12 protein-coding genes are annotated in these 12,272 nt (G+C 61.3%); 11 read left to right on the forward strand and 1 reads right to left on the reverse strand.

Features of this window, described 5'->3' with window-relative positions:
* Positions 1–30: 30 nt before the first annotated feature.
* The 8 genes from ACM62R_RS00860 to proB all read left to right on the forward strand — a co-directional run bounded on the left by ACM62R_RS00860 (position 31) and on the right by proB (position 6,670).
* Positions 31–663 (forward strand): 3'-5' exonuclease, encoded by a 633-nt coding sequence (locus ACM62R_RS00860; RefSeq protein WP_415182190.1) that lies wholly within the window; start codon positions 31–33, stop codon positions 661–663.
* A 129-nt stretch (positions 664–792) separates the two neighbouring features.
* Positions 793–2,019, forward strand: coding sequence for a glutathionylspermidine synthase family protein (locus ACM62R_RS00865; RefSeq protein ID WP_415182180.1), 1,227 nt, complete (start codon positions 793–795; stop codon positions 2,017–2,019).
* Between the two features lie 19 nt (positions 2,020–2,038).
* Positions 2,039–2,620, forward strand: coding sequence for a DUF1190 domain-containing protein (locus ACM62R_RS00870; RefSeq protein WP_415182181.1), 582 nt, complete (start codon positions 2,039–2,041; stop codon positions 2,618–2,620).
* A 214-nt stretch (positions 2,621–2,834) separates the two neighbouring features.
* A complete protein-coding gene (gene rplU, locus ACM62R_RS00875) occupies positions 2,835–3,290 on the forward strand; it encodes a 50S ribosomal protein L21 (RefSeq protein WP_415182182.1) in 456 nt (151 codons plus the stop codon).
* Between the two features lie 6 nt (positions 3,291–3,296).
* On the forward strand, positions 3,297–3,566 hold the full coding sequence (gene rpmA, locus ACM62R_RS00880) for a 50S ribosomal protein L27 (protein ID WP_415182183.1): 270 nt from the start codon (positions 3,297–3,299) through the stop codon (positions 3,564–3,566).
* A gap of 200 nt (positions 3,567–3,766) precedes the next feature.
* Positions 3,767–4,306: a GNAT family N-acetyltransferase gene (locus ACM62R_RS00885; protein WP_415182184.1), complete on the forward strand. Its 540-nt coding sequence runs from the start codon at positions 3,767–3,769 to the stop codon at positions 4,304–4,306.
* A 238-nt stretch (positions 4,307–4,544) separates the two neighbouring features.
* A complete protein-coding gene (gene obgE, locus ACM62R_RS00890; protein ID WP_415182185.1) occupies positions 4,545–5,570 on the forward strand; it encodes a GTPase ObgE in 1,026 nt (341 codons plus the stop codon).
* Positions 5,570–6,670 (forward strand): glutamate 5-kinase, encoded by a 1,101-nt coding sequence (proB, locus tag ACM62R_RS00895; protein ID WP_415182191.1) that lies wholly within the window; start codon positions 5,570–5,572, stop codon positions 6,668–6,670. The genes obgE and proB overlap by 1 nt, the downstream gene beginning before the upstream one ends.
* Positions 6,671–6,765: 95 nt before the next feature.
* Here the strand turns inward: proB and ACM62R_RS00900 are convergent, their stop codons facing one another.
* Positions 6,766–8,139 carry a M20/M25/M40 family metallo-hydrolase gene (locus tag ACM62R_RS00900; protein WP_415182186.1) on the reverse strand — a complete coding sequence of 458 codons (1,374 nt, stop codon included), beginning with the start codon at positions 8,137–8,139 and terminating at the stop codon, positions 6,766–6,768.
* A gap of 219 nt (positions 8,140–8,358) precedes the next feature.
* On the opposite strand from ACM62R_RS00900, the gene hemA reads away from it, so the two are divergent.
* The 3 genes from hemA to ispG all read left to right on the forward strand — a co-directional run bounded on the left by hemA (position 8,359) and on the right by ispG (position 12,097).
* Positions 8,359–9,588, forward strand: a complete 1,230-nt coding sequence (gene hemA, locus ACM62R_RS00905) for a 5-aminolevulinate synthase (protein WP_415182187.1) — start codon at positions 8,359–8,361, stop codon at positions 9,586–9,588.
* A 111-nt stretch (positions 9,589–9,699) separates the two neighbouring features.
* Positions 9,700–10,878: a helix-turn-helix domain-containing protein gene (locus tag ACM62R_RS00910; protein ID WP_415182188.1), complete on the forward strand. Its 1,179-nt coding sequence runs from the start codon at positions 9,700–9,702 to the stop codon at positions 10,876–10,878.
* A 106-nt stretch (positions 10,879–10,984) separates the two neighbouring features.
* Positions 10,985–12,097 (forward strand): flavodoxin-dependent (E)-4-hydroxy-3-methylbut-2-enyl-diphosphate synthase, encoded by a 1,113-nt coding sequence (gene ispG, locus ACM62R_RS00915; protein ID WP_415182189.1) that lies wholly within the window; start codon positions 10,985–10,987, stop codon positions 12,095–12,097.
* The last annotated feature ends 175 nt before the right edge of the window (positions 12,098–12,272 follow it).

The following is a 12,272-nucleotide window of genomic DNA, read 5'->3' on the forward strand; positions in this document are numbered from 1 at the left end:
CTTTCCCGCAGGAACCAGCAAGCGGCCCACATGCCGCAAGCCGGGCCTGATGCAGAATTCACCACGCCGTTTCAGCAAACCTTTGCGCAGGCAAAAAACCTGCCTGAGGGTGATTTTCGCTTTATCGCGCTCGATGTCGAAACCGCCTGTAGCAATGCCGCCAGTATTTGCCAGATCGGGCTGGCCTGCGTGCAATTTGATAACCGGATCACGACTTTTTCGATGCTTGTCGATCCGCGTACGCGGTTTGATCGCTTCAATATCCAGTTGCATGGTATCGGCCCGGCCACCGTCGCGGGGGCGCCGTGTTTCTCGCAGGCGTTTGCGCTGATCTTGCCGCTTTTGCGCCGGCATCACCTTGTTCAGCATAGCAATTTTGACAAACAGGCAATCAATGCCGCCTGCGGCTTTTCCGGCATCGCCCCGCCCGATCTGCGTTGGAGCGACAGTGTCAGAATTGCCCGGCGGGCGTGGCCCGAGTTCAAGGGGAACGGCGGCCACGGGCTTGCCCACCTCAAACAGGCGCTGGGGTTGGAATTTCATCACCATGACGCGGGCGAAGATGCGCGCGCGGCGGCGATGGTCGTGCTGCATGCCGAAACCCACCTTGGGGTGCCGTTTGAAGACCTGATCGCGCCCGCGCCGAAAACGCCGCGCCGGTAAAATATGGCGCAAGTGGCCCAATAGTCGGTCAGTTCGGGCGCCGCACTGGCAAGCCGCGGCAAAGCTGATTAGGTAGGGGCCACCCGTCAAACCCCGACCCCCGTCAAACTCCGATCAAGGACCGCCCGAATGCAAAAAATTATCCTGCCGGAACGGCCGGACTGGCGCGCGCAGGCCGAGGAGTTTGGCTTTACCTTTGCCGATATGCATGGCGAGCCCTATTGGGATGAAACGTCGGCCTATCAATTCACCTTGCGCGAGATCGAGGAGGATATCGAAGACCCCTCGACCGAGTTGCACGGCATGTGCCGCGAGGCCGCCGCCGCGGTTATCGCCAGCCAAGAGCTGATGACCCGGCTGGGAATTCCGGCGCAGCATCAGGATCTTGTCGCGGAAAGCTGGCAGCGCGGCGACCCTGAAATCTATGGCCGGTTCGATCTGGCCTATGATGGCAATGGCCCCGCCAAGATGCTGGAATATAACGCCGACACCCCGACTTCCCTATATGAAAGTGCATCCTTTCAGTGGAGCTGGCTTGAGGGGCAATTGGCGGCAGGGGTCTTGCGCCCCGGTGATGACCAGTTCAACGGCATTCATGAGGCGTTGGTGGAACGGTTCCGCGCGCTGTTTGAACCCGGCACGGATCTGCATTTCACCGCAGCGGGCGGCAACCCCGAAGACTATGCCACGGTCGAATGTATGGGCTGGGCGGCGCGCGAAGCGGGCCTTGGGGCGCATTACTCTGACCTTGACAAGATCGCGCTTAGCGACGGGGGGCAGTTTCTGGATGCCGACGACCGCACCATCGGGATCCTGTTCAAGCTTTACCCGTGGGAAGATCTGCTGCGGGATGATTACGCGCGCCATCTGGCCGGTGCGGGCTGTCTGATGCTGGAACCTGCATGGAAGGCGGTCTTGTCGAACAAGGGGCTTTTGCCGGTGCTGTGGCAGATGTTCGAGGGGCACCCGAACCTGCTACCGGCCTTTTTCGAGGCGGACGTGGCCGAGGCGCTGGCCGGGCGGGGTGCCGCAGCGCCGCATATTGCAGCGTCCTTTGCCCGCGCATCCCCCGCGCTGGACCTTGGCCATGTGACGAAGCCGTTGTTTTCACGCGAGGGGGCGTCGGTGACGATCACCGAACAGGGGCAGGTCAGCGAAGCCTCGCCCAATACCGATTACGCCGCGCATCCGCGTATTGTTCAGGCCTATGCGCCGCTGCCGGTGTTTGATGGTTTCCGACCGGTTGTGGGGGCCTGGATCGTGGGCGAGGCCTGCGCCGGTATTGGCCTGCGCGAAGATCGCGGGCGCATCACACAGGATCTTTCGCGGTTCAAGCCGCATTTCATTCGGGATTGACCCGACCAAGGGGGTATTCATGTCAAAACGTTCAAGACGCGTCGCACTTAGTATCGTCGGGGTTACGGCTTTTGCACTGGCCGGTTGCCGCGAAGACCAGATTGACGCGCAGGCCTTCCCCGATCTGCAAAGCTGCCAGACCGCCGCGCTGGAAGGTGGGCTGTTTTCCCCCGCCGAATGTGACGCCGCCTTCAAAGAGGCGGAACAGCTACACATCGAAGCCGCCCCGCGCTATGACAGCCTGGCCGTTTGCGAAGAACAGCACGGCCCAGAAGCCTGCGTGCCCGAGGCGCAGGCGGGCAATGGCGGGTCAGGCAGTATCTTCATGCCGTTGCTGGCCGGTTATCTGATTGGCAACATGCTGGGCGGGCGCAGTGGCATGGCCAGGGCGCAGCCGCTATACCGCACCCCCGATGGCCGGTTCAGCAACGCGACCGGGGGCAGCACCTATTCCAGCAACTCCGGCAAGGCGAAACTGGGCGCCTCGCAGTTTGCCCGCCCCGCGGCCACCGTGGGCAAGGCGCCGATGACCAAAGCCACCGCTGCGTCACGCGGCGGGTTCGGTAAAACCGGCGCGGCACGGGGGACATACGGCGGGTAGGGCGGCGCGTCCTATCCGGTTGAACGCGCCCGCCCGGCCCTTGACTTGCCCGCGCATTTCCCCGATAAGCCGCCCATCCCGGTAGAAGGCGCGCTTTCTGCCGGGTGTCTATTTTCAATATCGCCCCGACCGGGGCGCGCTGTTCGAAGGCGGGGCAACCCATCAACTCCGGCAACGGGGCCGCAGGACGCGGATCAAAGTGAAGGAATGACCCATGTTCGCGGTCCTCAAGACGGGCGGCAAGCAATACAAGGTGCAGGCGGGTGACGTGCTGCGCGTTGAATTGCTGAACGCAAATGCTGGCGACAAAGTCCAGTTCAACGAAATTCTGATGGTTGGTGGCGACAAGCTGACCGTCGGCGCGCCGCTGGTTGCCGGTGCTGCCGTGGTTGCCGACGTGATCGACAACATCAAGGCCGACAAGGTCATCACGTTCCACAAGCGCCGCCGCAAGCACAGCTCGCAGCGGACCCGCGGTCACCGTCAGAAACTGACGCTGCTGCGCGTCAGCGAAGTGCTGGCCTCGGGCGCCGACAAGTCGGGCGTCAAGGAAGCCGTCGGCACCGCTGTTGCCCGCCGCGTGGCGCATAATGCTGCGGCCGCTCCGGCTGCCGAAGCCCCGGCGAAACCAAAGCGTGCGGCCAAAAAAGCCGCCGAAGCTCAGGAGTAATTTCCCATGGCACATAAAAAAGCAGGCGGTTCGTCCCGCAACGGCCGCGACTCGGCTGGCCGTCGCCTTGGCGTGAAACTGTTTGGCGGTCAGGCCGCCATTCCCGGCAACATCATCGTGCGTCAGCGCGGCACCCAGTGGTGGCCGGGCGAGGGCGTCGGCATGGGGCGTGACCACACGATCTTTGCCGTGACCGAAGGGCATGTGACGTTCAAGAAGGGCCTCAAGGGGCGCACCTTCATTTCGGTCCTTCCTGCGATGAAGGCGGCCGAATAAGCCGCACCGAAACCTGAAACAGATAAGGGGGTCGGCTGCAACGCCGGCCCCTTTTTCCTATTTTATCCGGTCCCTTGGCGCCCGCGTTTATGCAGATAATTCCCCAAAAGGCTTGCGTTGTCATCACCGCGCCCCAATTTCTAGGTAATGCCTTGGTGCGTCCCGGTTTTTACGACCCCATTTTTCAAGAGGAGTAAGGTATGCTTCAGGAAATCATCACCACGCAGCCCGTGATCGTGGCCGAGCGTTTCACCTTGCGCCCCTTGCGCAAATCGGATGCGGGACTGATTTCCATGTATACGTCGGATCCGCGCGTGGCATTGGGCACGCGCGCCATACCGCACCCCTTGCCGCCCGGCGCAACCGAAGGCTTTGTCGCGCGTGCGATGGCCGAAAACCGCATTGAGGATGTCTGGGCGCTTGACGGATCGGCGCAGGGCCTGGCCGAGGTGTTGGGCGTTGTTTCCTTGACCCGCCTCGAAGAAGACCAGTCCGAGGTCGGCTTCTGGGTTGGACCGGGGTTTTGGAATACCGGCTTCGCCTCTGAGGCGGTGGCCGCGTTGATCGCTGAAAACCCGCATAAATCCCGCACCCTTCTGGCCGAGGTATTTCAGGACAACCCCGGTTCCGCCCGCGTCCTGAGCCATTGCGGTTTTGAATATCTGGGCGATGCGGAAAGCTATTCGGTCGCCCGTGACGCGCGTGTGCCAACCTGGACCTACATCAAGAAGATGCCCTGACGGATTGTCTCTCGCGGCCCTCTGGGGGGCATGCCCGCTTCTTGACGCAAAGGCGCGCTCTTTGCGGTCGACCCGAATGAATTGAGGTGATGGGGCAATGCCACGTTTTCGTTGGCCCAAATACTCTTGCGGGCACGCATGGAATGTATGGCGGGGGTGGGTGCCCCTGACTTACAAGCCTTGAATAAATCGCCGCCAAAGACTATCGCAATCCGCAACCCATCAGAAAGTCGGCTCCATGAAATTTCTCGACCTCGCCAAAGTCTATATCCGCTCCGGTTCGGGCGGTGGCGGCTGTGTGTCGTTTCGGCGCGAGAAGTATATCGAATTTGGCGGCCCCGATGGTGGCGACGGTGGCAAGGGCGGCAATGTCTGGGTCGAGGCGGTCGAAGGGCTGAACACGCTGATTGATTTTCGCTATCAGCAGCATTTTTTTGCCAAGAACGGCCAGCATGGCATGGGCAGCCAATGCACCGGCAAGGATGGCGACAATATCATCCTGCGCGTGCCCGTCGGCACTGAAATCATCGACGAAGACGAAGAAACCGTAATCGCGGATCTGATCACCGTCGGGCAGAAGGTATTGCTGGCCAAGGGCGGCAATGGCGGCTGGGGCAACCTGCGCTTCAAATCATCCACCAACCGCGCGCCGTCGCGGGCCAATCCGGGCCAGGACGGCGTTGAACGCACCCTTTGGCTGCGCCTGAAACTGATCGCCGATGCCGGGCTGGTGGGTCTACCCAATGCCGGCAAATCGACCTTTCTGGCCGCGGTGTCCAACGCGCGCCCAAAGATCGCAGATTACCCCTTCACCACATTGGTGCCCAATCTTGGTGTGGTCGGCATTGATGGCAAGGAACTGGTCATGGCCGACATTCCGGGTCTGATCCAGGGCGCCTCGGAGGGGCGCGGTCTGGGCGATCAGTTTCTCGCGCATGTCGAGCGCTGCTCGGTTCTGCTGCATCTGGTCGACGGCACCTCCAGCACGCTGACCAAGGATTACCGCACCATCATCACCGAACTTGAGGCCTATTCCGAGGTGCTGGCCGACAAGCCCCGCATCACCGCGCTGAACAAGATCGATGCGCTGGACAGCAAGACCCTTTCGGCGCGCAAACGGGCACTGGAAAAAGCCAGCGGCGCGCCGGTCTATCTGATGTCAGGCGTCTCGAAACAGGGCGTCCCCGAGGTGCTGCGCGCGCTTTGGATCCAGATCGAACAAGACCGCATCCGCGAGGTGGAGGTGGCGCCTTGGCAGCCCTGATCCCCGATGTCGATGCCGCGCGGCGATTGGTGGTCAAGATCGGCTCGGCACTATTGGTCGGGGATAACGGGCTGAAAACTGACTGGTTGGGCGCGCTGGCCAAGGATGTGGCCGCACACCGTGCGCGGGGGGCCGATGTGATCCTCGTCTCGTCCGGTTCCATCGCGCTTGGCCGCCGGGTGCTGGGCCTGCCCCAAGGCGCGCTGACGCTGGAACAATCTCAGGCCGCCGCCGCCGTTGGCCAGATCCGCCTTGCCCGCGTCTACGAAGAGGTGCTGGCCCCGCACGGCGTCACCACCGCCCAGATCCTCGTGACGCTGGAAGACACGGAGAATCGCCGCCGTTACCTCAATTCGCGCGCCACAATGGCAACATTGCTGGGCCTCGGGGTGGTTCCCATCGTCAATGAAAACGATACCGTCGCCACTGATGAAATCCGCTATGGTGACAATGACCGCCTCGCCGCGCAGATTGCTGTAACCATTGGCGCCGATCAATTGGTGCTCTTGTCAGATGTGGACGGCTTCTATTCCGCCAACCCCAAAGAGGACCCGACTGCCCAGCATTTCGCCATGATCACGCATATCACCGCGCAGATCGAGGCAATGGCGGGGGACCCAATTTCGGGCCTGTCTAAAGGTGGGATGAAAACCAAACTTCTGGCCGCCAAGACCGCCGTAACAGGCGGTTGCGCCATGGCGATCATGGAAGGGTCTGTTCTGCGCCCGCTCAAAGCCCTCGCTGCGGGTGCCAAATGCACTTGGTTTGTGCCCGAAGGCGACCCGCATACCGCGCGAAAGCGTTGGATTGCCGCAATGAAACCGCGCGGTGACGTGCAGGTGGATGCTGGCGCCCTTGCGGCACTCGGCAGCGGAAAATCACTGCTCCCCGCTGGTGTCGTCTCGGTCGCGGGTGCGTTTGAACGCGGCGATCCTGTCGCTATATCAGGCCCCGATGGCGCGACCCTGGGCAAGGGTCTGATCCGCTACACCGCCCCCGAGGCGCGCGCGATCGCCGGCCATAAATCTGGCGAAATAGCTGATATCCTGGGCTATCCGGGCCGCGCCGCGCTGATCCACCGCGATGACATGGTGATCTGACAGACCGGTGTGAACTCCGTTCTGGCTGCCTGTCAGCTTTTCTTTGGGGCAAATACTCCACGGGGGTCCGGGGGTGTGAAACCCCCGGCTTCGGCTCAACCTACGATGCGGTCCAGAATTCTCGCCCAACTCCGGGTGCCCTTGTGGAAACACTCCAGATCGTATTTCTCATTCGGTGAATGGATCTGGTCGTCATCGCGGCCAAAGCCGATCAGCATCGCATCCATTCCCAACACAGATTTGAAATACCCCGCAATCGGGATCGAGCCGCCACAGCCAACAAATGCCGCAGGGCGCTGCCACTCCTCGCTCAGGGCGGCGCGGGCGGCCTCAAAGGCGGGGTCGGTTATAGTCATCATGCCGGCAGGGCTGGCGCCGTGGTCGTGGAAGTCGACACTGCAATCGGGCGGCAGTTGCGCTTTGACCCAATCGTGAAACGCCGTGCGCAGTTTATGCGGGTCTTGCCGCGATACCAGCCGGAAGCTGACCTTGGCATGGGCCTGGCTGGGCAGCACGGTCTTGAACCCGTCACCGATATAGCCGCCCCAGATGCCGTTCACCTCGGCGGTGGGGCGCGACCAGATCATCTCAAGCGGGGTGCGGCCGACCTCGCCTGCGGGGGTGTTCAGGCCGACGTCACCCAAAAAACGCGCATGATCGAACGCGAGATCTTGCCACTGTGCGCGCACGGGGTCGGCCAATTCATCCACATCGTCGTAAAAGCCGGGGATGGTGATCCGGCCCTGATCATCATGCATATTGGCCAGAATCCGCGTCAGCACCCGGATCGGGTTGACCGCAATACCGCCGAACATGCCCGAATGCAGATCCTTGTTTGCGGCGGTGATTGTCATCTCTTCGCCCAAAAGCCCGCGCAGCATTGTCACGATTGCCGGCTGTGTGTCGGCGAATAGCCCGGTGTCGCAGATCAGCGCAATATCGGCAGAAAGCTCATCTGCGTTTTGCTGCATGAACGGCACAAGCGACGGCGAGCCGGACTCTTCCTCGCCCTCAAGAAAAATTGTAATGTTGCCGGGCAGGGTGCCATGCACGTCCTTATGCGCGCGGCAGGCCTCGATAAAGGTCATCAACTGGCCCTTGTCGTCCGAGGATCCGCGCCCGCGGATTACCCGTCCCTTGGCGGTGTCCTGCACCTCGGGGTCGAACGGATCGCGGTCCCACAGGGTCAGCGGGTCAACGGGTTGCACATCATAGTGGCCATAAAAAAGGATATGCTTACCGGGGGCCTCATGCCGGGCCACGACCATCGGATGACCCGGGGTGGGGCGCACAGAGGCCTGAAAACCAAGGGAATTCAACTCCGCCACCAGCCAATCGGCAGCACGGGCACATTCAGCAGCATAGGCCGGATCGGTTGAAATCGAGGGGATGCGAAGCAAATCCAGCAGGCGATCAAGCGCCTCGGGCAGGGTCGTGTCGATGCGGTTCAAAACGGCGTCAAGGGTCATGGGGGCCTCCTTATCATAGCGGCGAACCTAACAGCCGGCGCGGCGCTGTCCAGCGGCGCCGTGTTCGTCAAGCATGCATGGCAAACGTCGACTATCTGGGTTAAGCTTGTTACCGCGACGTTATCAACACTCCCCTTTCGGGATATTGACCTTTATCAATATGTGGCGCGACGCAGTTATCTAATGCTGACCCCAGCGATTACGGCAAGGGAAACGGACATGGACTATAATCACGCTCTCGATCAGGCGCTTGGCAAGCTGCATTCCGAAGGCCGCTATCGCACCTTTATCGATATTGAGCGGCAGAAGGGCGCCTTTCCGAAAGCGGTCTGGAACAAGGCCGATGGCACCCAAAAGGACATCACCGTCTGGTGTGGCAACGATTATCTGGGCATGGGCCAGCACCCGGCTGTTCTGGCCGCGATGCATGAGGCGCTGGATGCCGCCGGGGCCGGGTCAGGTGGCACGCGCAATATTTCCGGCACGACAGTCTATCACAAACGCCTTGAGTCCGAGATCGCAGACCTGCACGGCAAGGAAGCGGCCTTGGTGTTTTCCAGCGCGTATATCGCCAATGACGCCTCGCTAAGCACGCTGCCAAAGCTGTTTCCGGGGCTGATCATCTATTCCGATGCGTTGAACCACGCCTCGATGATCGAAGGGATCAAGCGCAACGCCGGTCCAAAACGCATCTTCCGGCACAATGACGTCGCCCATCTGCGCGAATTGATCGCCGCCGATGACCCGGCCGCACCCAAGCTGATCGCCTTTGAATCCGTCTATTCGATGGACGGTGATTTTGGCCCGATCGAAGCGATTTGTGATGTGGCACGCGACTTTGGCGCGCTGACCTATCTGGATGAGGTTCATGCCGTGGGCATGTATGGCCCGCGCGGTGGCGGTGTCGCTGAAAAGCTGGGGCTGGCGCACCGGATCGACATTTTCAACGGCACGCTGGGCAAGGCGTTCGGCGTTTTTGGCGGCTATATCGCGGCCAGCGAAAAGATGGTGGATGCGGTGCGCTCCTATGCGCCGGGGTTCATCTTTACCACGTCGCTGCCGCCGACTGTGGCGGCAGGCGCGGCGGCATCGCTCGCCTTTTTGAAAACCGCCGAGGGGCAAAAACTGCGCGACGCCCAGCAGATGCACGCCAAGGTGCTGAAGATGCGCCTGAAAGCGATGGGCCTGCCGATCATCGACGAGGGCACCCATATCGTTCCGGTGCATGTGGGCGACCCGATTCACTGCAAGGCGCTGTCGGATATGCTGCTGGAAGAGTTCGGCGTTTATGTGCAACCGATCAACTTTCCGACGGTGCCGCGCGGCACCGAGCGGCTGCGTTTCACCCCGTCGCCGGTGCATGATCTGGGCCAGATCGACCATCTGGTGCGCGCGATGGATAAGCTCTGGTCGCGCTGTGCGCTGAATCGTGCCGAACAGAGCGCTTGATGCTTTTCTGCGGGTGTGCTGCTCTCAGGGTTGTGATAGTCAAAGCTTAAGAGTTTGGGGTGTATAGCTTCGAATCAATAATTTCTAACCTATCGGGGGCAGGGCAGGCAGATGATCGGGCGGAGGGCAAAGCCTTCGACGGCGGATTCCGATAAGCCAAAGGGCTTTGACGATTTCGAATTGCGGCTAGGTGATGTCATGCGCGGCGAGCGCGCCACGCTTGCCAAATCCCTGTTGGATGTGCAGCGAGAGTTGCGCATCAAAGCCAGCTATATCGCCGCTATCGAAAACGCCGATATTACCGCCTTTGATACCCCCAGCTTCATCGCCGGCTATGTGCGTTCTTACGCGCGGTATCTGGGAATGGATGCCGACTGGGCGTTTGAGCGTTTCTGCATTGAGGCAGGGTTTGCGCCCACGCATGGCATGGCGCCTGCGGCGTCTGGGCCAAAACCGCAGCGCCGCCCCTCTGATCCGGCAGAGGCGCTTGCAAACCCCAACGCGAGCTTTGTGCCACGCGCAGAAAGCATGTTCAGCCGGATAGAGCCGCGGGCCCTTGGCTCGGTTCTGGTTCTGGCGTTATTGGCGGGCGGGCTGGGCTACGGTGGCTGGACCGTCTTGCAAGAGGTGCAGCGCGTGCAGCTTTCGCCGGTGGATCAGGCGCCCGGTGTGGTGGCCGAACTTGACCCGCTAAGCTCCGTTCAGCCTGTGTTGGCCGGTAACGATACCGATTATCGCCCCGATCTGCCAACGCCCGAGGCGATGGACCGGATCTATCGGCCCCAGGCGTTGGATGCGCCGGTTCTGGTGGCGCGCGATGGGCCAATCTCGGCCATAGATCCGCGCACGACCGGTGTTCTGGCGGGGCTGCAAGATGGTGACGCCACGGTGACGCAGCCACTGACCGAGGCATCTGACGACTCACCCGTACGCACGGTTGCCGCGGACGCGCCTGCGGTCGAATTGTTGGCGGTACGCCCGTCCTGGGTTCGGGTGCAGGCGTCGGATGGCACCGTTATCCTTGAAAAGGTACTGGATGCGGGCGAACGCTTTGCCCTGCCACCGATGGAAGAGCCTCCGGTTCTGCGCACTGGCGAATCTGGCGCCATCTATTTCGCGGTGAACGGTGCCACCTATGGCCCGGCCGGGGCGGCCGGCCAGGTCACCAAGAATATTCAACTTTCACCCGATGCGCTAAGCACCAAATTTGCCGTGGCCGATCTTGCGCGTGACGATGACCTAGCGCGCATGGTGGCCGTGGCGCAGGCCGGCCCCGCCCCGACCGAGTAACCCGCATTCTTCGGACAAAACCGCGCCCGCCTTTGCGCGGGGCGGTTGCCCTTTGCCGTTCGCAGGCCTATTTCATGCGCGGTATCCTAGGCCAAAGGTATTTCCGATGTCGCTGAACCCTATTCGCCCCTGGCGCAACATTTACCGCCGCAAATCGCGCCAGATCATGGTGGGCAATGTGGCGGTGGGGGGGGATGCGCCGATCTCGGTGCAGACGATGACCAACACCGACAGCTCAGATGTGCGCGCAACACTGGATCAGGTGATCCGCGCGGCCGAGGTGGGGGCCGATATCGTCCGAATTTCGACCCCGGATAAAGCCAGCACAGCGGCCTTGCGTGAAATTGTTCGTAAAAGCCCGGTGCCGATCGTGGCTGATATCCACTTTCACTACAAGCGCGCGATCGAGGCGGCCGAGGCGGGGGCCGCCTGCCTACGCATCAACCCCGGCAATATCGGGGATGCCAAACGTGTGGCCGAGGTGGTGCGCGCAGCCAAGGACCACGGTTGTTCCATAAGGATCGGCGTGAATGCCGGCAGCCTTGAACGTCACCTTCTAGAAAAATACGCCGAACCCTGCCCTGAGGCGATGGTCGAAAGCGGGCTCGATCATATCAAGCTGTTGCAGGATAATGATTTTCACGAATTCAAGATCTCGGTAAAGGCGTCGGACGTGTTCCTGGCCGCTGCCGCCTATCAACAACTGGCCGAGGCCACCGATGCGCCGATTCATCTGGGCATCACCGAGGCCGGTGGGCTGGTCTCGGGCACGGTCAAATCCGCGATCGGGCTGGGTAACCTTCTGTGGATGGGCATTGGCGATACGATCCGTGTCAGCCTGTCCGCTGACCCCGTCGAAGAGGTCAAGGTCGGCTATGAGATCCTGAAATCTCTGGGCCTGCGCCACCGCGGCGTGACGATCATTTCGTGCCCCAGCTGCGCGCGCCAAGGCTTTGATGTGATCAAGACGGTGTCCGAATTGGAAGAGCGTCTGGCCCATATCACCACGTCGCTTAGCCTTTCCATCATCGGCTGTGTGGTCAACGGCCCCGGCGAGGCGCTGATGACGGATATCGGCTTTACCGGCGGCGGTGCCGGGTCGGGCATGGTTTACCTTGCCGGAAAACAGGACCACAAAAAGGATAATGCGTCGATGATCGACCATATTGTTGAGTTGGTCGAAGCGCGGGCGCGCGCGATTGAAGCGTTGAAAGAGTAGGGGGCGTCAAGGTCCATAACGATCTTGATGTGGTACGGGCGCGAAAGGTCTACATTGCGAAGACAATCCCCGCTTCGGTTGTGCGTTCGCGACGGGATCCGAGTCAGCCGTTTATTTCAAGGGAACGGCTGACTACTTTGCGCCGACGCCTCATCCCACATCCAAAAGTTCACGT

Origin of the sequence: Phaeovulum sp., from assembly GCF_047638075.1 — a bacterium.
Classification (GTDB): Bacteria; Pseudomonadota; Alphaproteobacteria; order Rhodobacterales; family Rhodobacteraceae; genus UBA6197.